Here is a 23,338-nt window from a genome sequence, read left to right as displayed (position 1 = left end):
CCGACCCCTTTTGATCCATGACCTACTGGAAGGAATGCCATGACCTCTTCACCCTCGTACCTCATGCAGGCATACGCACGCCAGCCTGTCTCGTTCAGCCGAGGCCAGGGTGCGCGCCTGTGGGACACGCAAGGGATCGAGTACCTGGATGCGATCGCCGGTGTGGCCGTCACCAGCCTCGGTCATGCCAACCCCGCAATTGCCGCTGCGATCGCCGAGCAGGCCGGCCAACTGCTGCACACCACCAACATGTTCCGCATCGAATGGCAGGAGCAACTCGGCGAGCGCTTGTGTGGCTTGTCAGGCATGCAGCGCGCGTTCTTTTGCAACTCGGGGGCCGAAGCCAACGAAGCGGCGCTCAAGCTGGCCCGGCTACACGCCAACGTCAGGCAGGTGGCACAGCCGCAGGTGCTGGTCATGGAGAACAGCTTCCACGGCCGCACCCTGGCAACCCTGGCGGCGACCGGAAACCCTGCCGTGCAGCGCGGCTTCGGGCCATTGATGCCGGGCTTTGTGCGGGTGCCTTACGACAATATCGAGGCGGTCCGTCAGGCAGCGGCGCAATCACCCGACATCGTCGCGGTGCTGGTTGAGCCGGTGCAGGGGGAGGGTGGTGTGCATGCGGCATCCGCCAGCTATCTGCAGGCTCTGCGGCAACTGTGCGACGAACACGACTGGCTGATGATGGTCGATGAAGTGCAAACCGGAATGGGCCGCACCGGTACCTGGTTCGGCTTCCAGCACGCGGGGATAGTGCCTGACGTCATCACGCTGGCCAAGGCGCTAGGCAACGGCTTTCCGATCGGGGCCTGCCTGGCGCGGGGCGCCGCGGCCGAGCTGTTTTCCCCCGGCCATCATGCCTCCACCTTCGGTGGTAACCCACTGGCCTGTCGTGTGGGTTGCACGGTGCTCGACATCATGGAGCGCGAGCACATCCCGCAGCGGGCCGCCACCTCGGGCCATCGGCTGCTGGCAGCCCTGCATGAGGCGCTGAACAACCACCCCAATGTCGTTTCCATCCGCGGATTGGGGCTGATGATTGGAATCGAGCTGGATCGTAACTGCGCCGAGCTGGTTGGTCGGGCGCGGGACGAACAGCACCTGCTCATCACCGTTACCCGTGGCAACACTATCCGACTGCTGCCACCGCTGATCTGCGATGAAGCGCAGATCGACGACATCGCAGAGCGTGTCATTCGGCTTTTGTCGTAGCAGGCACTGCAACCGGCTCATTTTCCCAATCCACAGGACCCTATCATCATGTACGACTCATCCCTGACCCTTGCAGCGTTCGACGCTGAGCTATGTGAGGCGATTCACAACGAAGAACACCGCCAGGAAGACCACGTCGAGCTGATCGCCTCCGAGAACTATGCCAGCCCATTGGTGATGGCGATTCAGAACTCGGTGCTCACCAACAAATACGCCGAAGGTTACCCGGGCAAGCGCTACTACAGCGGCTGCGAGTATGTCGATGTGGCTGAGCGCCTGGCCATCGAGCGGATCAAGGCGCTGTTCGATTGCGATTACGCCAACGTCCAGCCTCATGCCGGGGCCCAGGCCAACGCCGCCGTGTTCCTGGCACTGCTCGATCCTGGCGACACCGTGATGGGCATGAACCTGGCCCAGGGTGGTCACCTGACCCATGGCAACCCCGCCAATTTCTCCGGTCGTCATTACAAGATCGTTCCCTACGGTCTCGACCCGCAGACGGGGCTGATCAACTACGACGAGATGGAGCGCATCGCCCTTCAAACCCGGCCGAAGATGTTGATTGGTGGCTTTTCCGCTTACTCCCGTTACAAGGACTGGGCGCGCATGCGGGCCATTGCCGACAAGGTCGGGGCGATTTTCTGGGTCGATATGGCCCACGTTGCCGGTCTGGTGGCCGCGGGTGAGTATCCGAACCCGTTGGCCCACGCCCATGTGGTAACCAGTACGACCCACAAGACCCTGCGTGGCCCACGGGGCGGGGTGATCCTGTCCAAGGGGCAGGACGATACGTTTTACAAGAAGCTCGATTCGGCGGTATTCCCTGGCGTCCAGGGTGGTCCGTTGATGCACCAGATCGCGGCCAAGGCCGTTGCCTTCAAGGAAGCGCTGGCGCCCGGGTTCAAGACCTATCAGAAGCAGGTCGTGATCAACGCCCGGGCCATGGCTGCCGTACTGCAGCGGCGTGGCTACAGGATTGTCTCCGGGGGGACCGACAACCACATGATGTTGATCGACCTGTCCGACAAGCCTTACACCGGCAAGGACGCCGATGCCGCCCTGAACAATGCCTACATCACGGCCAACAAAAACTCGGTGCCCAACGATCCCCGTTCGCCGTTCGTGACCTCAGGGCTGCGCATCGGTACCCCGGCCGTCACCACTCGCGGGTTTGGAGTGTCAGAGTGCGAGCAACTGGCAGGTTGGCTGTGTGACGTGCTGGACGCCCTGGAATCCGGCGGCAGCGAGCAGGTAGCGCATCATGTGCGCGAACAGGTGGTGGCACTGTGTCGTCGTCATCCTGTATATCGGCAGCGCTAAAACGAAAAAACCCGCCATAAGGCGGGTTTTTCGGGGGATTCAGAGATTTTAAAAGCCTTCTCTGGAACCTTGTCTGGCTCCACGACCTGGACTCGAACCAGGGACCCAGTGATTAACAGTCACTTGCTCTACCAACTGAGCTATCGCGGAATGGCGCGTATGTTACTGATTGGAAAAGAGAAGTCAAGCTTCTATTGCCGAGCGGTAGATCCCCGGTGCCCTTTGACGGTCAATCAACGATTGGCAGTTACCGCCAGGGCAGGAGAGGACTACCATGGTCGCCCGGAAGTGGCAGTACGCGCTGCCGGCCATTCGCCGACATTAAGGTACGCGCCATGAACCACCTGTTACCTCTTCGCCCAGCCCACCGCGCCGAGGTGCTCTTGTGAGTACCGCTCAGATCAGCTTGCCCAAGGGCGTGGGGCCTCACGCTGAGAAACTGTACGACGCCATTACCCAGGCCAGCACTGCCGAAGCGTTGAACCGTGCCGGCGGCAAGGCCGAGGGGTTTGTCCTGGGGCTGGAAAGCACCAAGGCGATCAAGAGCCAGGTGGCCGAGTCGTTGTATGTTGTGTATGACGATGCGGCGAGCCAGCGGGCTACGGAGTTGTAGCCTCACCGAGCGTGTTGTGTCAGGTGCTTTTGTGGCGAGGGAGTGGCCGCCGCTGGGCTGCGCTGTAGGAGCTGTGCAGGAGCTGTGTAGGAGCTGTCGAGTGCAACGAGGCTGCGATCCTTCCCCCCCCCCCCATTGAGTCGAGAGCGAAAGATCAAGAGATCGCAGGCTTCGCCAGCTCCTACAGAGCCCAGCGGGGGCAAGCTCCCTCGCCACAGGTTGGGGGTTACCTGACCTGATGGGGATACTCAAAAAAAACGGGAAGCCTTAGCTTCCCGTTTTTCATCCAGCGCCGAGGGCGTCAGATCACTTGGACGATGGCCTTGGTCACCGCATCGATGTTGTTCTGGTTCAGCGCGGCCACGCAGATGCGGCCGGTGTCCAGGGCATAGATGCCGAACTCGTTGCGCAGGCGCGTCACTTGTTCAACGCTCAGGCCGGAGTAGGAGAACATCCCGCTCTGGCGGGCGACGAAGCTGAAGTCGTGGTGCGGGGCAGCCTTGGCCAGCCTGTCCACCATCTGGTTGCGCATGCCGCGAATGCGCAGGCGCATTTCGGCCAGCTCGGCTTCCCACTGGGCCCGCAGTTCCGGGCTGTTGAGCACGGCGGCGACGATGCTGGCGCCGTGGGTCGGCGGGTTGGAGTAGTTGGTGCGGATCACGCGCTTGACCTGGGACAGCACGCGGGCACTTTCTTCTTTTGATTCGCTGACGATCGACAGGGCGCCGACGCGCTCGCCGTACAGGGAGAACGACTTGGAGAACGAGCTGGAGGCAAAGAAGGTCAGCCCCGATTCGGCGAATAGGCGCACGGCCGCCGCGTCTTCGTCGATGCCGGCGCCAAAGCCCTGGTAGGCCATGTCCAGGAACGGAACGTGGTTCTTGGCCTTGACCACGGCCAGCACGTTTTTCCAATCTTCCGGGCTCAGGTCCACGCCGGTCGGGTTGTGGCAGCAGGCGTGCAGCACAACGATCGAGCGGTCGGGCAGGGCGTTGAGGTCTTCCAGCAGGCCGCTGCGATTCACGTCGTGGGTGGCGGCGTCGTAGTAGCGGTAGTTCCGCACCGGGAAGCCAGCGGTTTCGAACAGGGCGCGGTGGTTTTCCCAGCTTGGGTCGCTGATGGCGACGACAGCGTCAGGCAGCAGTTGCTTGAGGAAGTCGGCGCCGATCTTCAGCGCACCGGTGCCGCCCACGGCCTGGGTGGTGATGACGCGGCCGGAGGCGATCAGCGGCGAATCCTTGCCGAACAGCAAGGTCTGAACGGCCTGGTCGTAGGCGGCAATGCCGTCGATCGGCAGGTAACCACGGGAAACGTGCTGAGCCACGCGAGCCGTCTCGGCCTCGACAACCGCGCGCAGGAGTGGAATACGCCCCTCTTCATTGCAGTAAACACCAACACCCAGGTTGACCTTGTTGGTACGGGTGTCGGCGTTGAAAGCTTCGTTGAGGCCCAGGATGGGGTCGCGGGGTGCCAATTCGACAGCGGAAAACAGGCTCATTATTGCGCGGCTCTAATGGAGAGTGAGGGGAGGTGTGGCGCTCCAGCCGAATGCACTAGAGCGGTGCACAAACGGGGAGCTAGTATAGAGGCCATCACCCGGCGCGGCGACAGGCGATTCGGTTTTTACGCTAAGTTTTTACGATTTTTTTCGACCGTTAGTCCTGTCGCCGCGTCAAAGTCTTCAGGGCGTGTAGGACGTTCGTCTTGAAAGCGAAGGCATTCACCTCCACATTGTGTGCATTCCAGTTTTTTCCTCGGGCGACATCAGTCGTTTCGGTCTTTCTCGTTCCTGTCGGCTGGCCGACAGGGGTGAATCCAGAGGTTATGTCATGTCTGAATTCCAGCTAGTCACCCGCTTCCAGCCCGCCGGCGATCAGCCAGAAGCCATCCGCCTGATGGTCGAGGGCATCGAGGCCGGGCTGGCGCACCAAACGCTGCTCGGTGTGACCGGCTCGGGCAAGACCTTCAGCATCGCCAACGTGATCGCTCAGATTCAACGCCCGACCCTGGTACTGGCGCCGAACAAGACCCTGGCGGCCCAGTTGTACGGTGAGTTCAAGGCGTTTTTCCCGAATAACGCCGTGGAGTACTTCGTTTCCTACTACGACTACTATCAGCCCGAGGCGTACGTGCCATCGTCGGACACCTTCATCGAGAAGGATGCCTCGATCAACGACCACATCGAACAGATGCGACTGTCGGCGACCAAGGCGTTACTCGAGCGCAAGGACGCGATTATCGTCACCACTGTGTCGTGCATCTACGGTCTGGGCAGCCCGGAAACCTACCTGAAGATGGTGCTGCACGTGGACCGCGGCGACAAGCTCGACCAGCGTGCCTTGCTCAGGCGCCTGGCGGACTTGCAATACACCCGCAACGACATGGATTTCGCCCGGGCGACGTTCCGGGTGCGTGGCGATGTGATCGACATCTATCCGGCGGAATCGGACCTGGAAGCGATCCGCATCGAGCTGTTCGACGATGAGGTGGAGAGCCTCTCGGCGTTCGACCCGCTGACCGGTGAAGTGATCCGCAAGTTGCCACGTTTCACGTTCTACCCCAAGAGCCACTACGTGACGCCCCGGGAAACCCTGCTGGACGCCATCGAGGGGATCAAGGTCGAGTTGCAGGAACGCCTGGAGTACCTGCGTTCGAACAACAAACTGGTGGAAGCCCAGCGTCTGGAACAACGGACCCGGTTCGACCTGGAGATGATCCTGGAGCTGGGCTACTGCAACGGCATCGAAAACTACTCGCGCTACCTGTCGGGCCGTCCAGCGGGCGCGGCGCCGCCCACCTTGTATGACTACCTGCCGGCCGACGCCTTGCTGGTCATCGACGAGTCCCACGTCAGCGTGCCCCAGGTCGGCGCCATGTACAAAGGCGACCGTTCGCGCAAGGAAACCCTGGTGGAATACGGTTTCCGCCTGCCCTCGGCGCTGGACAACCGGCCGATGCGCTTCGACGAATGGGAAAGCGTGAGCCCGCAGACGATTTTTGTCTCCGCCACACCCGGCAACTACGAGGCCGAACATGCCGGGCGGGTGGTTGAGCAAGTGGTGCGGCCGACCGGGCTGGTGGACCCGCAAGTCGAGGTGCGGCCGGCGTTGACCCAGGTCGATGACCTGCTCTCGGAAATCTCCAAGCGCGTGGCGGTGGAGGAGCGGGTGCTGGTCACCACGCTGACCAAGCGCATGGCCGAGGACCTCACCGACTACCTGGCCGACCATGGCGTGCGGGTGCGCTACCTGCACTCGGACATCGACACGGTGGAGCGGGTCGAGATCATCCGCGACCTGCGCCTGGGCACCTTCGATGTGCTGGTGGGCATCAACCTGCTGCGCGAAGGCCTGGACATGCCGGAAGTGTCGTTGGTGGCGATTCTCGACGCCGACAAGGAAGGTTTCCTGCGTTCCGAACGCTCGTTGATCCAGACCATCGGTCGCGCGGCACGTAACCTCAATGGTCGGGCGATTCTGTATGCCGACCGCATCACCGGCTCCATGGAGCGGGCCATCGGCGAGACTGAACGCCGTCGCGACAAGCAGATAGCCTTCAATCTAGCCAACGGCATCACCCCCAAGGGCGTGTTCAAGGACGTCGCCGACATCATGGAAGGCGCCACTGTGCCCGGCTCGCGCAGCAAGAAGCGCAAAGGCATGGCCAAGGCGGCCGAAGAGAGCGCCCGCTACGAGACCGAACTGCGCTCGCCGAGCGAAATCACCAAGCGCATCCGGCAGTTGGAAGAGAAAATGTACCAGTTGGCTCGGGACCTGGAGTTCGAGGCAGCGGCGCAATTGCGCGATGAGATTGGCAAGTTGCGTGAGCGCTTGCTGACCGTTTGAGTATTGAAGTGGCTTCAAAGGCCTCTTCGCGAGCAAGCCTGCTCCCACAGTTGACCGCGTCGTTCTGGCTGCACGCGGTCTCCTGTGGGAGCGAGCCGGCTCGCGATGGGGGCGACTCGGTCTGACGACCGGCTACACAAATCCCGCTCTCACTGGAGCCCGCCCGCCATCGCCTGTTACCATTCGCCCCCTGTTCGATCTTCGCTTTTATATTCTTTCCGAGACATGCCATGACCACCGTCCGCACCCGCATCGCGCCTTCGCCCACTGGCGATCCCCATGTCGGCACCGCCTACATCGCTTTGTTCAACTATTGCTTTGCCAAGCAGCATGGCGGCGAGTTCATCCTGCGGATCGAGGATACCGACCAGTTGCGTTCGACCCGCGAGTCCGAACAGCAGATCTTCGACGCCCTGCGCTGGCTGGGGATCGACTGGAGCGAAGGTCCGGACGTCGGCGGCCCCCACGGTCCGTACCGCCAGAGCGAGCGTGGCGACATCTACAAGCAGTATTGCCAGCAATTGGTGGACATGGGGTATGCGTTCCCGTGTTTCTGCACCGCCGAAGAGCTGGACCAGATGCGCGCCGAGCAAATGGCCCGTGGCGAAACCCCGCGCTACGACGGCCGTGCGCTGCTGCTGTCCAAGGACGAAGTCGCCCGTCGCCTGGCGGCCGGTGAGCCCCATGTGATCCGCATGAAGGTCCCAACCGAAGGCGTCTGCGTGGTGCCGGACATGCTGCGTGGCGATGTCGAGATCCCGTGGGATCGCATGGACATGCAAGTGCTGATGAAGACCGACGGCCTGCCGACGTACTTCCTGGCGAACGTGGTCGACGATCACCTGATGGGCATCACCCATGTCCTGCGCGGTGAAGAATGGCTGCCGTCGGCGCCGAAACTGATCCTGCTCTACGAATACTTCGGCTGGGAGCAACCACAGCTGTGCTACATGCCGCTGCTGCGTAACCCGGACAAGAGCAAGCTGTCCAAGCGCAAGAACCCGACCTCGGTGACGTTCTACGAGCGCATGGGCTTCATGCCCGAGGCAATGCTCAACTACCTGGGGCGCATGGGCTGGTCTATGCCGGACGAGCGCGAGAAGTTCTCGCTACAGGAAATGGTCGAGCATTTCGATTTGTCGCGCGTGTCCTTGGGCGGGCCGATCTTCGACGTTGAGAAGCTGTCGTGGCTCAACGGGCAGTGGCTACGGGACCTGCCGGTGGAAGAGTTCGCCGCTCGTGTGCAGAAGTGGGCATTGAACCCTGAGTACATGATGAAGATCGCTCCCCATGTGCAGGGCAGGGTAGAGACCTTCAGCCAGATCGCCCCGCTGGCCGGCTTCTTCTTCGCCGGTGGCGTGACGCCGGATGCGAAGCTGTTTGAATCCAAGAAGCTCTCCGGCGACCAGGTGCGCCAGTTGATGCAACTGATCCTGTGGAAGCTCGAAAGCCTGCGTCAGTGGGAGAAGGACAGCATCACCGCGACCATCCAGGGCGTGGTCGAGTCGCAGGCGTTGAAACTGCGCGATGCCATGCCGCTGATGTTTGCCGCCATTACCGGCCAGACCAGCTCGGTGTCGGTGCTCGATGCGATGGAAATCCTCGGACCGGACCTGACCCGTTTCCGCCTGCGCCAGGCCATCGATCTGCTCGGTGGTGTGTCGAAGAAGGAACACAAGGAGTGGGAAAAGCTGCTGGACGCGATCGCTTGATGGCCTGTAGGAGCTGTGGAGTGCAACGAGGTTGTGATCTTTTCCTAGCTAATTGAATCTCAAGCGAAAGATCAAAAGATCGCAGCCTCGCTTCGCTCGACAGCTCCTACGAAACAGGCGAGGCCCCAGTTTTTATTGGGGAAGGTGGTAAGTGATTGTTATCCCGGCAAAAAATTTTCAAATTTGTTGAAAATAAATTTGACAGCCCTCCGATACGCCCTTAAGATTCGCCCCGTCCTCAGCGATGAGGGGCTATAGCTCAGCTGGGAGAGCGCTTGCATGGCATGCAAGAGGTCGACGGTTCGATCCCGTCTAGCTCCACCAATTTACACTTCAAGGCCTGGCCACACCGGTCTTGAAGCGATCAACACTCAGCGTTGATCGGTTGTATAGAAGGGTTTGCGTCCCCTTCGTCTAGTGGCCTAGGACACCGCCCTTTCACGGCGGTAACAGGGGTTCGAGTCCCCTAGGGGACGCCAGTTTTACAGAAGCGATGTTGCACGATATCGCTCCGCCGCGAGGCGAAAAATCTGGGGCTATAGCTCAGCTGGGAGAGCGCTTGCATGGCATGCAAGAGGTCGACGGTTCGATCCCGTCTAGCTCCACCAATTACAGGTTCAAGGTCTGGCCACACCGGCTTTGAATCGATCAGTTCTCAGCGCTGATCAAGTTAGAAGGTTTGTGTCCCCTTCGTCTAGTGGCCTAGGACACCGCCCTTTCACGGCGGTAACAGGGGTTCGAGTCCCCTAGGGGACGCCACGATTACCCGCTCTGCGGGATTTTATAAGGGTCATTCAATTCTTGAATGGCCCTTTTGTTTGTCTGGCGTTCGGCCAATTCCCTTATCCTTGAAAAAGACTTCTGACCAGCGGTCAAAATTTCCGCTTGCGGAAAATTATTACATGGATAATATTTCAATCGTAATATTCTGAGGCGACGATGAGCGATAAAAAGGCACAAACCCGTGAACGCATTCTCAAGGCCGCCAGCGACGCGCTGATCCAGCGTGGGCCGGCTGAGCCGAGCGTGGGCGAGATGATGGGCGCGGCCGGGCTGACGGTGGGTGGTTTTTATGCTCATTTCGAAAGCAAGGATGCCTTGATGCTGGAGGCATTCAAGCAATTGCTCAATCGGCGCCGCGGCCTGATCGCTGACATGGACGGCGAGCTGACAGGCGAAGAGCGGCGCGCTCTGGTGGCGGCGTTCTATCTGTCACGCAAGCACCGTGATTCCACCGAGCACGCCTGCCCGATCCCGGCGTCGGTCGGCGAGCTCGGCCGGCTGCCGGATGCATTTCGTGAGGTGCTCAATGAGCATGTCGAGTTGATGGCCGCGCAATTGGCGGCCAGCCCGGAGGACGCCGACAAGGCCCTGGCCGATATCGCCTTAATGGTAGGCGGCTTGGCCCTGGCACGGGCGCTGGGTCCTGGAGAGTTATCGGATCGTTTGCTGCGCGCCGCCAAGTCGGCGGTGCGATGAGCTAAGGCGCAAGCCCTGGAGATGAGCGATGAACAGGTTGAGCTGGATTCGTAGCGTCAATGGCACGCTGGGTTGGGTGGCTCCGCGCCTGGTGGCCAAACAGATGCGTTCGATGTTCATGCGCCCGCGGAACTTGCCGCCGCGGGATTGGGAGTTGCCGTTGCTGGCCTCGTCCGAGCGTATCACCTTGCGCTTCGGTCTCTCGGCTTTGCGCTGGGGCAAAGGTCCGGCAGTCTTGCTGATGCATGGCTGGGAAGGGCGGTCGACTCAGTTCGCGGCGCTGATCACGGCCCTGGTGGACGCCGGTTACACGGTGGTGGCGCTGGACGGTCCGGCCCATGGTCGTTCACCGGGTCGCGAGGCCAATGTCCTGTTGTTTGCCAGGGCCATGCTCGAAGCCGCGGCGGAGCTGCCGCCGTTGCAGGCTGTGATCGGGCATTCCATGGGCGGCGCCAGTGCCCTGTTGGCTGTCCAGTTGGGATTGCGGACCGAAACGCTGGTCAGCATCGCCGCGCCCGCCCGCATTCTTGGGGTGCTGCGTGGTTTCGCCCGGATGATGGGGCTGCCACCCAGGGCGCGTTCGGCGTTCATTCGCCAGGTGGAAAGCGATGTGGGCATGCCCGCCTCGAAGATGGACGTCGCGCATTACCAACTGGACGTGCCGGGGTTGATCGTCCATGCCGAGGACGACACGTCGGTTTCAGTCAGGGAGTCGCAGTTGATCCATGAAGCCTGGTTCGACAGTCGTTTGCTGCGACTGCCACAGGGTGGGCATCAGCGGGTGCTGGCCGATCCACGGGTCATTGATGGGGTGTTATCACTGCTGGCCGGAAGAAGCCTGCAAGCGCGGCAATCGGCTTGAGCTGTGGGGGGAGGGGCCGCGATGGCGGTCGAGCTCGGATCCGTTACACTGCCCCGATCCAAATTCAACCAGGAGAGGGGCATGGGCTGGGATCGCGCAACACCGTTCATTATTGATCTTCAGGTAAATGCCGAGGACATCGACGGGCTGGGCCACGCCAATAACGCGGTGTACGTCAACTGGCTCGAGCGCTGCGCGTGGCGCCATTCCCAGCGCTTGGGCCTGGATCTGGTGGAGTATCGGCGCCTGGACCGGGCCATGGCAGTGGTGCGGCATGAAATCGATTACCTGGCAGCCGCCTATGAAGGCGATGAGCTGCAATTGGCGACCTGGATTGTCGACTGGGACCAGCGGTTGAAGATGACTCGGCATTTCCAGCTGATTCGTCCCAGCGACAGCATCACGCTGCTGCGAGCCCAGACCACCTTCGTCTGCATCGAATTGTCCACTGGCAGGCCCAAGCGCATGCCGGCGGAATTCATTGAGGGTTATGGTCCTGCGTTGAAGCCATCCGGCGTCCTCATCGACTGACCCTCCGTTATCGCGAGCAGGTTCCCCCAAGGAATTTGTGGCGAGCACAGGATTTTCGAACGATCGATAACCCCTGTGGGAGCGGGCTTGCTCGCGAAGGCGGCGGTACATTCAACCTCTCGGCAAGCGGACCCACCGCATTCGCGAGCTAACCCTCCCACAAGGGATTTGTGGTGAATGCCGGATAGGTGGGCAAAATCCGGTAAACTGCCGCACGTTTTTTCGTTTGAGTGCGTGTTTCCATGCAAATTGCCCTGGCGCCCATGGAGGGGTTGGTCGACAACATCCTACGGGATGTCCTGACCCGTGTTGGCGGTATCGACTGGTGTGTCACCGAGTTCATCCGTGTCAACGACCGTCTGCTCACGCCGGCCTATTTCCACAAGCTCGCCCCTGAGCTGCTGACCGGTGCCCAGACGGCTGCCGGCGTGCCGTTGCGGGTGCAGTTGCTCGGTTCCGATCCGGTGTGCCTGGCGGAAAACGCGGCGTTGGCGTGCGAGTTGGGCTCGGAGGTTATCGACTTGAACTTCGGTTGCCCGGCCAAGACCGTGAATAAATCCCGGGGCGGGGCGGTGTTGCTCAAGGAGCCGGAACTGCTCAATGAAATCGTTGAGCACGTGCGTCGTGCGGTGCCAAAACACATCCCGGTCACCGCCAAGATGCGCCTGGGTTTCGACAGCCCGGACGGCGCGCTGGTGTGTGCCACTGCGCTGGCCGAAGGCGGGGCAGCGCACATCGTGGTGCACGCGCGGACCAAGGTCGATGGCTACAAGCCTCCGGCCCACTGGGAGTGGATCCCCCGGGTGCAGGAAGTGGTCAAGGTGCCGGTGTTCGCCAATGGCGATATCTGGAGCGTGGAAGATTGGCGCCGTTGCCGCGAAATTAGCGGTGTCGAAGACATCATGCTCGGTCGCGGTCTTGTTTCCCGCCCTGATTTGGCCCGACAGATCGCCGCGGCCCGGTCCGGTGAGGACGTGGTCGAGCTGTCCTGGGCCGAGCTGCAGCCGATGCTCCACGACTTTTGGGTGCAAGTGGTTGAGCAACTGACACCGCGCCAGGCCCCAGGCCGTTTGAAGCAGTGGCTGGCGATGCTGACTCGCAATTACCCCGAAGCGGTGGCGCTGTTTACCGCCTTGCGCCGGGAAACCGACCTGGACGCGGTGGGCCATTTGCTGGGTGTGCAGCGCACCGAAGCGGCCTGAAAAAAATCAAAAAAACGCTTGAAAAGTTTTTGGCGGCCCCTAGATAGGGGTTACGCGATGCCGAATTCGGGTCGCGGAGACAAAAAAGCTTGCTGACTTTTTCAGGAGATTTGAATCATGAGTACTGCATTTTCGTTGGCCCCCCTGTTCCGTTCTTCGGTAGGTTTCGATCGCTTCAACGACTTGTTCGAAACCGCCCTGCGCAACGAGCCGGGCAGCAGCTATCCACCCTACAACGTGGAAAAACAGGGTGATGACGAGTACCGCATCGTGGTCGCCGCCGCCGGGTTCCAGGAAGAAGACCTGGACCTGCAAGTGGAAAAAGGTGTGCTGACCATCAGTGGCGGCAAACGTGAAGCCCACAACGACAGCGTCACCTACCTGCACCAGGGCATCGCCCAGCGTGCGTTCAAGCTGTCTTTTCGGTTGGCGGATCATATCGAGATCAAGTCCGCCGGCCTGAGCAACGGTCTGTTGAGCATCGACCTGCTGCGGGTGATCCCGGAAGAGGCGAAAGCCAAGCGCATCCCGATCAACGGTGCGCAGCAGCCGGCGCTGCAGAATTGATTTACGTGCAGAAACACTATTGTCTGAATGGACGATAGGCCGGTGAATGAAGGCCCCGACATGTCGGGGCCTTTTCTTTGAGGCTTGGGGCACTGCTACCGTGTTTGCCGTTACTTACTCGGCTTTTTACAATCCCCGCCGAGAAAAAACTGGCACCTCTCCATACTCTCACCGGTCCTGGAGCTTTCTTCATGGATGAGATGGAACAGCGCTGGCTATATGCGCGTTCTGCGCCATTGGTCGCCCTTAATCCCAATGCTGATTACACCGCGCCTACCTATTGTTTCGACCTCAAGCATGTCGATGTCGAAGGCGGCTGGGGCATCACCACGCGTGAACAGTTGCTTTAATCCATCAGCGCAACAACCGCTCAAACGCCTCCAGCGGCAGTGGTCGGCTATGCAAATAACCCTGGTACAGATGGCAATCGAGCCCTTGCAGGAATTGCAATTGCTCTGGGGTCTCCACCCCTTCGGCAATCGTGATCAGGTTGAGGCTGCGGGCCATGGCGATGATGGCGCGGATGATTTCGGCGTCGTTGGGGTCGGTGGTGGCGTCGTGCACGAATGACTGGTCGATTTTCAGTGTGTCCACCGGCAGGCGCTTGAGGTAGGTCAGCGACGAATAACCGGTGCCGAAATCATCCATGGCAAAGCTCACCCCCAGCTTCTTGAGCCGGCGCATCTTGGCGATGGTGTCGTCCAGGTTCTGGATCACGATACCTTCGGTGATTTCCAGTTTCAGCAGGGCGAAGGGCAGGTCGTGAGTGACGAGGCTATTTTCGATGCGTTCGACAAAGTCGCTCTGGCGGAATTGCCGTGGGCTGATGTTCACGCAGAGGCTGAATTGCTGGGGATCGATCTTGCCCTTGGCGATCAGTTGCTTGAAGCCGGCGCAGGCTTCATCGAGGATCCAGGTCCCGACTTCCAGGATCAGGCCACTGTCTTCCAGCACTTTGATGAATTCATTGGGCGATTGGGCGCCCAGGTCCGGATGATGCCAGCGCACCAGGGCTTCGGCGCCGATGATGCGGTTGTCCCGGGCATCGACCTGAGGCTGGAAATGCACGCTGAACTCGCCACGGGCCAGGGCAAGGCGCAGGTCGGTCTCCATGCGCAGCCGTTCGCTGGCGGCTTTTTGCATGATGGTGTGGAACATCTGCGAGGTGTTGCGCCCTGAGTCCTTGGCGCGGTACAGCGCAATGTCGGCGCGCTTGAGCAAATCGGTGGGCGTGGAACCGTGGTCGGGAATCAGCGCCATACCGATGCTCGGCGTGACCTGCAGGCGCTGGCCATCGAGAAACATCGGTTCCGAGAGCAGTTCGCGCAGGGTGTTGGCCAGGGTCTGCACTTGCTTGCTGACATCGCTACGCGAGCCTTCCAGGCCGCTGAGCAGCACCACGAACTCATCGCCGCCCAGTCGTGCGACGGTGTCTTCCAGGCGCACGCTGGCTTCCAGGCGCGCGGTGATGATCTTCAGTACGGTGTCGCCCACCGGGTGACCGAGGGAGTCGTTGATGTGCTTGAAGTGGTCCAGGTCGAGAAACAGCAGGGCGCCGCGCAGGTTGTGGCGTTTGAGCAGGGCGATCTGCTGGCTCAGCCGGTCCATCAGCAAGGCCCGGTTGGGCAGGTTGGTCAATGGGTCGTGGTAGGCCAGGTGGCGAATCTGAGCTTCGGCATTGCGCAGCAGGCTCACGTCCCGGGCGGTCAGCAGAAGGCACGCGGTTTCATTGAGGGTGATGGGCTCGACCGACACTTCCACGGTGAGGATATCCCCGAGTTTATTGCGCCCAAGCATTTCCTGGTGGACTACGCGGCCCTTGAGTTGCAGTTCGGCCAGCAGCGCGGCGCGCTGTTTTTCTTCGGCCCAGATCCCCACTTCGTAGACCGTACGCCCAATCACTTCGTCGGCGCGGTAGCCGGTCAACCGGCAGAAACCGTCGTTGACTTCCAGGTAGCGACCGCTTTCGAACTCGGTGATGGTGATGGCGTCGGGGCTGGAATGAAACGCCTTGGCGAATTTCTCTTCGCTGGCTTTGAGGGCGGCTTCTGAGCGTTGTTGTTGTGTGATGTCCCGCAAGGTCGTGACGATGCAGGGCTGGTTGCCGACGTTGATTTGCCGGCTGGAAATCACACAGGTCATTGACTGGCCGTTCTTATGGTGGGCGACGATGGCGACATTGTTCAGCGATTGTTCGCGGATCACTCGTTCGATGCGTTGCAGGCTGCTGCCGGAGGCGTCCCAGAGGCCGATTTCGTCGGCGTCGAGGCCGATCACGTCGCTGGCGGTCCAACCGAAGGTCTGGGTGAAGCTGGAATTGATCTCAAGGAACCGTCCGCTGTCCTGGTGAGTGACGCAGATGGGGTCGGGGCTGACCTGGAACAGCGTGGCGAATTTTTCTTCCGAGGCGGCCAGGCTCTGCTCACGCTCCACCTGGTCGGTGATGTCGAGCAAGGTGCCAGCCATGCGCAATGGGCTGCCGTCGTCGTTGCGGTAGAGGCGGGCGCGGCTTTCCAGGTAGCGCGAGCTGCCGTCCGGCAGTTGCACGCGGTAGGTCAACTGATAGTTGCCCGCCGGGCCCTCGCGCAGGCTGCGATAGGCGTTGCGCATGTTGTTGCGTTCTTCAGTGGGGACGCCTTCGAAAAACGCATCGAACGATTCGTGGAACGGCTTGGGTTCCAGGCCATGGAGCTGCGCGGCCCGGGCAGAGCCGTAGAGCATGCCGCTGGGAATGTGCCAGTCCCAGGTGCCCAGTTGCGCTGAGTCGAGGGCCAGGTCCAGGCGCTCCTGGCTGTCCTTGAGGGCCTGTTCGGAGAGTTTGCGCTCTGTGGTGTCGAGGAAGGTGCTCAACAGGTAGGGTTGGCCCTCCAGCTCGACTTTCTGCGCGCTGAGCAGGCCGCTGTGGATCTGGCCGTTGCTGGTCCGCAGTTCCACCTCCATGCTCGCCAGTTCGCCGCTGGCCTTGAGGACTTCCAGCAGTTTTGTCCGTTGCCCGGGATCGACCCACAAGCCCAGTTCCTGGGTGGTCCGGCCGATCACATCGTGCCGTGGCCAGCCGAACAGGCTTTCGAAATACTGGTTGGCCTCGCTGATCATCCCGTCTTCCTGGCGGGTCAGCAGTACCATGTTCGGGCTCAGGTGGAACAGCGTGGCAAAACGTTTTTCCGAGCTGCTCAGCGCCTGTTCCCGCTCGCGCTGATGGGTGATTTCACGGATCACCCCGATCATGCGCGGACGACCGTGCTTGTCGGGTAGCACGCTGCCGCTGATCTCCAGCCAGTGCAGGCTGCCGTCGGGCCAGACGATGCGGTGGTGCATCGCCTGTTCCAGAGGCGCCCCGGCCACTGCGGCGTGAAAGGCGCGCACGGCCCGGGCCCGGTCTTCGGGCAGTAGCAGGTCCAGATAGTCCACATCCGCGGGCAATGGCTGGCGCGGATCGAAGCCGAACAGGGCCTGGGTGCCGCGGGACCAACTGATCTGTCCGCTGTCGATGTCCCACGACCAGGCCCCCAGTCGCGCACCGTTCAGGGCGGCCAGCAACTGCGGCGCGCTGTCCCAGCTCTGCTCGGACCGTTTCGGGTCGAGCGCCTGAATGCGCGGCAAGGGCGGAAGGTGGTCAGCGGGTTTGGGCATTATCTAGCGAGCCTTGAGCGGGTTTTGGCATAAAGCACAAGCATTCGGGCCCTACAGGTGGGGCACAACCTATGCCTTTGTCCCTGGCAAATCGATTTGTGCGTCCAGTAAGGCCATGAAAGCCCGTGCGGCGTTCGACAGCGTCCGTTCGGTGTGCAAGATATAGCCTAGTTGGCGACTGAGTTGTATGCCCGGCAAAGGAATACGTGCCACCTGTTCGTCGAGCATGGTGCGCGGCAAGACGCTCCAGGCCAGGCCGATGGAGACCATCATTTTTATGGTTTCCAGGTAGTTGGTGCTCATGGCGATGTTCGGCGTCAGACCCTGGGCTTCGAACAGTCGTTGCACGATGTGATGGGTAAACGTGTTGCCCCCCGGGAAAACCGCCGGATGCAAGGCAATGTCTGCCAGGCTGACCGCGCCGTTTTCCAGCAATGCGTGTTCCGGGGCGACCACGAAATCCAAGGGGTCGTCCCACACCGGTGTGGCCCGTACCAGCGTGTGGGGTTCGGGGGCGAGGGTGATGACGGCCAGTTCCGCTCGGCCATGAAGAATTTCTTCGTAGGCCACTTCCGAATCCAGGAACTGGATATCCAGCGCCACCTGGGGGTAGCGCCGGGTGAATTCGCGCAATAGCGGTGGCAGGCGGTGCAGGCCTATGTGGTGGCTGGTGGCGAGCGTCAGGCGCCCAGTCACTTCGCCGGTCAGATTGGTCAGGGCCCGACGGGTGTCGTCCAGCACGTTGAGGATCTGATAGGCCCGTGGCAACAGGGCCCGGCCGGCCTCGGTCAGGCCTACTTCTCGGCCGAGGCGGTCGAACAGGCGCACCTTGAGCTGTTGTTCGAGGCCGGCAATGCGCTTGCTGATGGCCGGCTGGGTCAGGTGCAGGTGTTCGCCGGCGCCGGAGAAACTGCCCGTCTCGGCGATGGCTATAAAGGCATTGAGGTTGGCGAGGTCCATGGCGGTTCCGGTCGAATTCCAGTTGGTTATGCAAAGTATGAAAAATATGAATTTGAGTTATTTAATGTAACCCCATAGGATCAGCCTCACAAGCCAAGGGGTTATTGATTCGTTCAAGGCCCGGGGCATAGAAACAAGCTGATGAGGAACCGTCCGATGGCCGGCAAAACGCTCTACGACAAGCTCTGGGATTCGCATTTGGTCAAGCAGCGCGACGATGGCTCGGCGCTGATCTACATCGATCGCCACATCATCCACGAGGTGACTTCGCCGCAAGCCTTCGAAGGCCTGCGCCTGTCCGGGCGCAAGCCTTGGCGCATCGATGCCAACATCGCGACCCCGGACCACAACGTACCGACCACCCCGGAGCGCAAGGGCGGCATCGAAGCCATTGCCGACCAGGTCTCGCGCTTGCAGGTCCAGACCCTCGATGATAACTGTGACGAATACGGCATCGTCGAATTCAAGATGAATGACGTGCGCCAAGGCATCGTCCACGTCATCGGCCCGGAGCAGGGTGCGACCTTGCCTGGCATGACCGTGGTCTGCGGCGATTCGCACACCTCGACCCACGGTGCTTTCGGCGCCCTGGCCCATGGCATCGGCACCTCCGAGGTGGAGCATGTGCTCGCCACGCAGTGCCTGGTCGCCAAGAAAATGAAAAACATGCTGGTGCGCGTCGAGGGCGAGTTGCCGTTCGGCGTGACCGCCAAGGACATCGTCCTGGCGGTAATCGGCAAGATCGGCACCGCTGGCGGTAACGGCCATGCCATCGAGTTCGCCGGCAGCGCGATCCGCGACTTGTCCGTCGAAGGCCGCATGACCATCTGCAACATGTCCATCGAGGCCGGTGCCCGCGTTGGCCTGGTGGCTGCCGATGAAAAAACCGTGGAATACGTCAAGGGCCGTCCGTTCTCGCCAAAGGGTGCTGAATGGGACATGGCGGTCGAGGCCTGGAAAGACCTGGTCTCCGATGCCGATGCCAAGTTCGATACCGTGGTCGAGCTCGATGCAGCGCAGATAAAGCCACAGGTCAGCTGGGGCACTTCGCCTGAGATGGTGTTGGCGGTGGACCAGAACGTACCGGATCCGGCCAAGGAAATGGACCTGGTCAAGCGGGACTCCATCGTCCGTGCCTTGAAATACATGGGCTTGAGCGCCAACCAGGCGATCACCGACATTCAGCTCGACCGTGTGTTCATCGGCTCTTGCACCAACTCGCGGATCGAAGACCTGCGCGCCGCGGCGGTGATCGCCAAGGGGCGCAAGGTGGCTTCGACCATCAAGCAGGCCATCGTGGTGCCGGGCTCGGGCCTGGTGAAGGCCCAGGCTGAAGCGGAAGGGCTGGACAAGATTTTCCTCGAAGCCGGTTTCGAATGGCGTGAGCCGGGGTGCTCGATGTGCCTGGCGATGAACCCGGACCGTTTGGAGTCGGGCGAGCATTGCGCCTCCACCTCCAACCGTAACTTCGAAGGCCGTCAGGGCGCCGGTGGCCGTACGCACCTGGTGAGCCCGGCCATGGCGGCGGCGGCCGCTGTCAACGGCCGTTTCGTCGACGTCCGCGAATTGATCTGAAGGAGCGCAGCATGAAAGCTTTTACCCAGCACACTGGTCTTGTCGCGCCTTTGGATCGTGCCAACGTCGACACCGACCAGATCATCCCCAAGCAGTTCTTGAAGTCCATCAAGCGCACTGGCTTCGGCCCGAACCTGTTCGACGAGTGGCGCTACCTGGATGTCGGCCAGCCGTACCAGGACAACTCCAAGCGGCCGTTGAACAAGGATTTCGTGCTCAACGCCGAGCGTTACCAAGGCGCCAGCGTGTTGCTGGCCCGCGAGAACTTCGGCTGCGGCTCGAGCCGCGAGCACGCGCCGTGGGCCCTGGAAGAGTACGGTTTGCGCAGCATCATCGCGCCGAGCTATGCCGACATCTTCTTCAACAACAGCTTCAAGAACGGCTTGCTGCCGATCATCCTCAGCGATGCTGACGTGGATGAGCTGTTTCAGCAGGTCGAGGCCAACCCCGGCTACCAATTGCAGATCGACCTGGCCGCCCAGACCGTGACCCGTCCCGACGGCAAGGTGCTGGGTTTCGAGATCGACGCGTTCCGCAAGCATTGCCTGCTCAATGGCCTGGACGATATCGGCCTCACTTTGCAGGACGGCGAGGCAATTGCCGCGTTCGAGGCCAAGCACCGGGCGAGCCAGCCTTGGTTGTTCCGCGATGTTTGATTGATCTGAAATTGATGTAGTCAGTGCTGACCTCTCGCGAGCAGTACTGACACCACAAGGCTACACCCCAAAAGGAAGTCCCCATGACCAGCACCGCCCACAGTCAGGTTGTACAAAAGCAATTCGGTGAACAGGCCTCGGCCTATCTGAGCAGTGCCGTGCACGCCCAGGGCGCTGAATTCGCGCAGCTACAAGCTGCGTTGACTGGTCGTGGCGATGCCCGGGTGCTGGACCTGGGGTGCGGTGCCGGCCATGTGAGTTTCCACGTGGCGCCGCTGGCCGGTGAAGTGGTGGCTTATGATTTGTCCCAGCAAATGCTCGACGTGGTCGCCACGGCGGCGGCCGAGCGTGGCCTGGGCAATATCAGCACGGTATGCGGTGCCGCTGAGCGCCTGCCGTTCGCCGACGCTGAGTTCGACTTCGTGTTCAGCCGCTATTCCGCGCATCATTGGAGCGATCTGGGCCTGGCGTTGCGCGAAGTGCGCCGGGTGCTCAAGCCGGGCGGCGTGGTGGCGTTCATCGACGTTCTGTCGCCTGGCATGCCGTTGCTGGACACCTACTTGCAAAGCGTCGAAGTGCTGCGCGACACCAGCCATGTGCGTGATTATTCTGCCGGCGAGTGGTTGCGCCAGATCAGCGAAGCGGGGTTGCACACCCGTAGCACCTCGCGCCAACGCCTGCGCCTGGAGTACCGTTCCTGGGTCGAGCGCATGCGTACCCCCGAGGTGATGCGTGCGGCGATTCTCCAGCTGCAGCGTTCGATGGGTGACGAAGTGCGTGAATATTTTCAGATTGAAGCCGATGGTTCGTTCAGTACAGATGTACTGGTGCTGTGGGCCGAGCGATAGCATTTTTCCCGGCCAGGCGTTGGGTACAAAGCCCAGGCGTGTGCCGACAGAGCAAACGAGGAAAGCATGAGCAAGCAGATTCTGATTCTCCCAGGTGATGGCATTGGCCCGGAAATCATGGCCGAAGCGGTCAAGGTCCTGGCGTTGGCGAACGACAAGTACGGCCTGGGCTTCGAGCTTAGCCACGACGTGATCGGCGGCGCAGCCATCGACAAGCACGGCGTGCCCCTGGCGGATGAAACCCTGGACCGTGCCCGTGCAGCCGATGCCGTGCTGCTGGGCGCCGTGGGCGGCCCGAAATGGGACAAGATTGAACGCGACATCCGCCCCGAGCGCGGCCTGCTGAAGATTCGCGCGCAACTGGGCCTGTTCGGCAACCTGCGTCCGGCGATTCTTTACCCGCAACTGGCCGATGCGTCGAGCCTGAAGCCGGAAATCGTCTCGGGGCTGGACATTCTCATCGTCCGCGAGTTGACCGGCGGTATCTACTTCGGCGCCCCGCGCGGTACCCGTGAACTGGAAAATGGCGAGCGCCAGGCCTACGACACCCTGCCGTACAGCGAAAGCGAAATCCGCCGTATCGCCCGGGTCGGCTTCGACATGGCCCGCGTGCGTGGCAAGAAGCTGTGCTCGGTGGACAAGGCCAACGTGCTGGCATCCAGCCAATTGTGGCGTGAAGTGGTCGAGCAGGTGGCCAAGGATTACCCGGACGTCGAGCTGAGCCACATGTACGTCGACAACGCCGCCATGCAACTGGTGCGTGCGCCGAAGCAGTTTGACGTGATCGTTACCGACAACCTGTTCGGCGACATCCTGTCCGACGAGGCGTCGATGCTCACCGGTTCCATCGGCATGCTGCCGTCGGCCTCCCTGGATGCCAACAACAAGGGCATGTACGAGCCGTGCCACGGTTCGGCGCCGGACATCGCTGGGCAGGGCATTGCCAACCCGTTGGCGACCATTCTGTCGGTGTCGATGATGCTGCGCTACAGCTTCAACTTGAACGATGCCGCCGACGCGATCGAAAAAGCCGTCAGCATGGTCTTGGACCAAGGCTTGCGCACCGGCGATATCTGGTCGCAAGGTTGTACCAAAGTGGGTACGCAGCAAATGGGCGATGCAGTAGTCGCCGCGCTGCGGAATCTGTAATCTTTCGGGCCCACCGCTTCGACGGTGGCCCACTTTTGTATAGGTGTAGTTGCGATGAAACGTGTAGGTCTGATCGGTTGGCGCGGCATGGTCGGTTCCGTGCTCATGCAGCGAATGCTGGAAGAGCAGGATTTCGATCTCATTGAGCCGGTGTTCTTCACCACTTCCAATGTCGGTGGCCAGGGCCCTTCCGTGGGCAAGGACACTGGCGTACTCAAGGATGCCTACAGCATCGAAGAGCTCAAGACTCTCGACGTGATCCTGACCTGTCAGGGTGGCGACTACACCAGCGAAGTCTTCCCCAAGCTGCGTGAAGCCGGCTGGCAGGGTTACTGGATCGACGCCGCTTCCAGCCTGCGCATGCAGGACGACGCGGTGATCGTCCTCGACCCGGTGAACCGCAAGGTCATCGACCAGCAGCTGGACGCGGGCACCAAGAACTACATCGGCGGCAACTGCACCGTCAGCCTGATGCTGATGGGCCTGGGCGGCTTGTTCGAAGCCGGCCTGGTGGAGTGGATGAGCGCCATGACCTACCAGGCGGCGTCCGGTGCCGGCGCGCAGAACATGCGTGAGCTGATCAAGCAGATGGGCGCCACCCACGCCGCCGTCGCCGATGACCTGGCCAACCCGGCCAGCGCCATCCTCGACATTGATCGCAAGGTCGCCGAGGCGATGCGCAGCGATGCCTACCCAACCGAGAACTTCGGCGTACCGCTGGCCGGCAGCCTGATCCCCTGGATCGACAAGGAACTGCCCAACGGCCAGAGCCGCGAAGAGTGGAAGGCCCAGGCCGAAACCAACAAGATCCTGGGTCGCTTCAAGAGCCCGATCCCGGTGGATGGCATCTGCGTGCGCATCGGCGCCATGCGCTGCCACAGCCAGGCGCTGACCATCAAGCTGAACAAAGACGTGCCGATCGCCGACATCGAAGGGCTGATCAGCCAGCACAACCCTTGGGTCAAGCTGGTGCCGAACAATCGCGAAATCAGCATGCAGGAGCTGAGCCCGACCAAGGTCACAGGCACCCTGAATGTACCGGTAGGCCGTCTGCGCAAACTGAACATGGGTTCGCAATTCGTCGGTGCCTTCACCGTCGGCGACCAACTGCTGTGGGGCGCGGCCGAACCGCTGCGTCGCATGCTGCGGATCCTGCTCGAGCGTTGATTGGATG

Annotated in this window: 19 protein-coding genes and 5 tRNA genes; 20 read left to right on the top strand and 4 right to left on the bottom strand. The window is 61.3% G+C overall.

Annotated elements, in window-relative coordinates; translation table 11 throughout:
- The first annotated feature begins 39 nt into the window (after positions 1-39).
- Both AACY31_RS18230 and glyA read left to right on the top strand, forming a co-directional pair.
- A complete protein-coding gene (locus AACY31_RS18230; RefSeq protein ID WP_339482508.1) occupies positions 40-1,212 on the top strand; it encodes an aspartate aminotransferase family protein in 1,173 nt (390 codons plus the stop codon).
- A gap of 48 nt (positions 1,213-1,260) precedes the next feature.
- Positions 1,261-2,532 (top strand): serine hydroxymethyltransferase, encoded by a 1,272-nt coding sequence (glyA, locus tag AACY31_RS18225; protein ID WP_339482506.1) that lies wholly within the window; start codon positions 1,261-1,263, stop codon positions 2,530-2,532.
- Between the two features lie 74 nt (positions 2,533-2,606).
- On the opposite strand, the gene AACY31_RS18220 is transcribed toward glyA, so the two are convergent.
- A tRNA-Asn gene (locus AACY31_RS18220) sits at positions 2,607-2,682 on the bottom strand.
- A 235-nt stretch (positions 2,683-2,917) separates the two neighbouring features.
- On the opposite strand from AACY31_RS18220, the gene AACY31_RS18215 reads away from it, so the two are divergent.
- Entirely contained in the window at positions 2,918-3,145 is a 228-nt protein-coding gene (locus tag AACY31_RS18215) for a hypothetical protein (protein ID WP_339482504.1), read from the top strand.
- 301 nt (positions 3,146-3,446) lie between these two features.
- Here the strand turns inward: AACY31_RS18215 and AACY31_RS18210 are convergent, their stop codons facing one another.
- Positions 3,447-4,643 (bottom strand): amino acid aminotransferase, encoded by a 1,197-nt coding sequence (locus AACY31_RS18210; protein WP_339482501.1) that lies wholly within the window; start codon positions 4,641-4,643, stop codon positions 3,447-3,449.
- 331 nt (positions 4,644-4,974) lie between these two features.
- Here AACY31_RS18210 and uvrB point away from each other — a divergent pair, with 331 nt between their 5' ends.
- From uvrB to AACY31_RS18150, 12 genes are all read left to right on the top strand, one after another.
- The gene (gene uvrB, locus AACY31_RS18205; RefSeq protein ID WP_339492898.1) at positions 4,975-6,990 is read left to right on the top strand and encodes an excinuclease ABC subunit UvrB; all 2,016 of its coding nucleotides are present in this window, start codon (positions 4,975-4,977) and stop codon (positions 6,988-6,990) included.
- Between the two features lie 230 nt (positions 6,991-7,220).
- Complete coding sequence (gltX, locus tag AACY31_RS18200) at positions 7,221-8,702, top strand: glutamate--tRNA ligase (RefSeq protein WP_339482497.1); 1,482 nt, start codon at positions 7,221-7,223, stop codon at positions 8,700-8,702.
- Positions 8,703-8,950: 248 nt separating this feature from the next.
- A tRNA-Ala gene (locus tag AACY31_RS18195) sits at positions 8,951-9,026 on the top strand.
- 79 nt (positions 9,027-9,105) lie between these two features.
- Positions 9,106-9,181, top strand: a tRNA-Glu gene (locus tag AACY31_RS18190).
- 53 nt (positions 9,182-9,234) lie between these two features.
- A tRNA-Ala gene (locus tag AACY31_RS18185) sits at positions 9,235-9,310 on the top strand.
- Between the two features lie 75 nt (positions 9,311-9,385).
- Positions 9,386-9,461 (top strand) — tRNA-Glu (locus tag AACY31_RS18180).
- 180 nt (positions 9,462-9,641) lie between these two features.
- The gene (locus AACY31_RS18175; RefSeq protein WP_339482495.1) at positions 9,642-10,181 is read left to right on the top strand and encodes a TetR/AcrR family transcriptional regulator; all 540 of its coding nucleotides are present in this window, start codon (positions 9,642-9,644) and stop codon (positions 10,179-10,181) included.
- A gap of 28 nt (positions 10,182-10,209) precedes the next feature.
- On the top strand, positions 10,210-11,043 hold the full coding sequence (locus AACY31_RS18170; protein WP_339482493.1) for an alpha/beta fold hydrolase: 834 nt from the start codon (positions 10,210-10,212) through the stop codon (positions 11,041-11,043).
- A gap of 81 nt (positions 11,044-11,124) precedes the next feature.
- A complete protein-coding gene (locus AACY31_RS18165; RefSeq protein WP_339483476.1) occupies positions 11,125-11,574 on the top strand; it encodes an acyl-CoA thioesterase in 450 nt (149 codons plus the stop codon).
- Between the two features lie 242 nt (positions 11,575-11,816).
- Positions 11,817-12,776, top strand: coding sequence for a tRNA dihydrouridine synthase (locus AACY31_RS18160; protein WP_339483475.1), 960 nt, complete (start codon positions 11,817-11,819; stop codon positions 12,774-12,776).
- 117 nt (positions 12,777-12,893) lie between these two features.
- Positions 12,894-13,343: an Hsp20 family protein gene (locus AACY31_RS18155; RefSeq protein WP_339483474.1), complete on the top strand. Its 450-nt coding sequence runs from the start codon at positions 12,894-12,896 to the stop codon at positions 13,341-13,343.
- Positions 13,344-13,534: 191 nt separating this feature from the next.
- A complete protein-coding gene (locus AACY31_RS18150; RefSeq protein WP_339483473.1) occupies positions 13,535-13,693 on the top strand; it encodes a hypothetical protein in 159 nt (52 codons plus the stop codon).
- 4 nt (positions 13,694-13,697) lie between these two features.
- Here AACY31_RS18150 and AACY31_RS18145 read toward each other — a convergent pair whose 3' ends face one another.
- Together AACY31_RS18145 and AACY31_RS18140 are read right to left on the bottom strand one after the other, a co-directional pair.
- Positions 13,698-16,976: an EAL domain-containing protein gene (locus AACY31_RS18145; protein ID WP_339492897.1), complete on the bottom strand. Its 3,279-nt coding sequence runs from the start codon at positions 16,974-16,976 to the stop codon at positions 13,698-13,700.
- A 69-nt stretch (positions 16,977-17,045) separates the two neighbouring features.
- The gene (locus AACY31_RS18140) at positions 17,046-17,936 is read right to left on the bottom strand and encodes a LysR family transcriptional regulator (RefSeq protein ID WP_339483469.1); all 891 of its coding nucleotides are present in this window, start codon (positions 17,934-17,936) and stop codon (positions 17,046-17,048) included.
- 156 nt (positions 17,937-18,092) lie between these two features.
- Here AACY31_RS18140 and leuC point away from each other — a divergent pair, with 156 nt between their 5' ends.
- From leuC to asd, 5 genes are all read left to right on the top strand, one after another.
- A complete protein-coding gene (gene leuC / locus AACY31_RS18135; RefSeq protein WP_339483468.1) occupies positions 18,093-19,511 on the top strand; it encodes a 3-isopropylmalate dehydratase large subunit in 1,419 nt (472 codons plus the stop codon).
- Positions 19,512-19,522: 11 nt separating this feature from the next.
- A complete protein-coding gene (gene leuD, locus AACY31_RS18130; RefSeq protein WP_339483467.1) occupies positions 19,523-20,167 on the top strand; it encodes a 3-isopropylmalate dehydratase small subunit in 645 nt (214 codons plus the stop codon).
- Positions 20,168-20,250: 83 nt separating this feature from the next.
- Entirely contained in the window at positions 20,251-21,015 is a 765-nt protein-coding gene (locus AACY31_RS18125; protein ID WP_339483466.1) for a class I SAM-dependent methyltransferase, read from the top strand.
- 66 nt (positions 21,016-21,081) lie between these two features.
- A complete protein-coding gene (gene leuB / locus AACY31_RS18120; protein ID WP_339483464.1) occupies positions 21,082-22,164 on the top strand; it encodes a 3-isopropylmalate dehydrogenase in 1,083 nt (360 codons plus the stop codon).
- A gap of 54 nt (positions 22,165-22,218) precedes the next feature.
- Positions 22,219-23,331, top strand: coding sequence for an aspartate-semialdehyde dehydrogenase (gene asd, locus AACY31_RS18115; protein ID WP_339483462.1), 1,113 nt, complete (start codon positions 22,219-22,221; stop codon positions 23,329-23,331).
- Positions 23,332-23,338 lie beyond the last annotated feature (7 nt).

This window comes from Pseudomonas sp. RL_105y_Pfl2_101 (assembly GCF_963970585.1).
Classification (GTDB): Bacteria; Pseudomonadota; Gammaproteobacteria; order Pseudomonadales; family Pseudomonadaceae; genus Aquipseudomonas.
This window is presented reverse-complemented; position numbering and strand designations above follow the sequence as displayed.

Bases quoted from the DNA above. Each gene is read 5' to 3' on its own strand.
- AACY31_RS18150 (WP_339483473.1), top strand. From the start codon at position 13,535: ATGGATGAGATGGAACAGCGCTGGCTATATGCGCGTTCTGCGCCATTG.
- AACY31_RS18145 (WP_339492897.1), bottom strand. From the start codon at position 16,976: ATGCCCAAACCCGCTGACCACCTTCCGCCCTTGCCGCGCATTCAGGCG.
- AACY31_RS18155 (WP_339483474.1), top strand. From the start codon at position 12,894: ATGAGTACTGCATTTTCGTTGGCCCCCCTGTTCCGTTCTTCGGTAGGT.
- glyA (WP_339482506.1), top strand. From the start codon at position 1,261: ATGTACGACTCATCCCTGACCCTTGCAGCGTTCGACGCTGAGCTATGT.
- AACY31_RS18170 (WP_339482493.1), top strand. From the start codon at position 10,210: ATGAACAGGTTGAGCTGGATTCGTAGCGTCAATGGCACGCTGGGTTGG.
- leuB (WP_339483464.1), top strand. From the start codon at position 21,082: ATGAGCAAGCAGATTCTGATTCTCCCAGGTGATGGCATTGGCCCGGAA.
- asd (WP_339483462.1), top strand. From the start codon at position 22,219: ATGAAACGTGTAGGTCTGATCGGTTGGCGCGGCATGGTCGGTTCCGTG.
- AACY31_RS18175 (WP_339482495.1), top strand. From the start codon at position 9,642: ATGAGCGATAAAAAGGCACAAACCCGTGAACGCATTCTCAAGGCCGCC.
- leuD (WP_339483467.1), top strand. From the start codon at position 19,523: ATGAAAGCTTTTACCCAGCACACTGGTCTTGTCGCGCCTTTGGATCGT.
- AACY31_RS18210 (WP_339482501.1), bottom strand. From the start codon at position 4,643: ATGAGCCTGTTTTCCGCTGTCGAATTGGCACCCCGCGACCCCATCCTG.
- uvrB (WP_339492898.1), top strand. From the start codon at position 4,975: ATGTCTGAATTCCAGCTAGTCACCCGCTTCCAGCCCGCCGGCGATCAG.
- leuC (WP_339483468.1), top strand. From the start codon at position 18,093: ATGGCCGGCAAAACGCTCTACGACAAGCTCTGGGATTCGCATTTGGTC.
- AACY31_RS18125 (WP_339483466.1), top strand. From the start codon at position 20,251: ATGACCAGCACCGCCCACAGTCAGGTTGTACAAAAGCAATTCGGTGAA.
- AACY31_RS18230 (WP_339482508.1), top strand. From the start codon at position 40: ATGACCTCTTCACCCTCGTACCTCATGCAGGCATACGCACGCCAGCCT.
- AACY31_RS18140 (WP_339483469.1), bottom strand. From the start codon at position 17,936: ATGGACCTCGCCAACCTCAATGCCTTTATAGCCATCGCCGAGACGGGC.
- AACY31_RS18160 (WP_339483475.1), top strand. From the start codon at position 11,817: ATGCAAATTGCCCTGGCGCCCATGGAGGGGTTGGTCGACAACATCCTA.
- gltX (WP_339482497.1), top strand. From the start codon at position 7,221: ATGACCACCGTCCGCACCCGCATCGCGCCTTCGCCCACTGGCGATCCC.
- AACY31_RS18165 (WP_339483476.1), top strand. From the start codon at position 11,125: ATGGGCTGGGATCGCGCAACACCGTTCATTATTGATCTTCAGGTAAAT.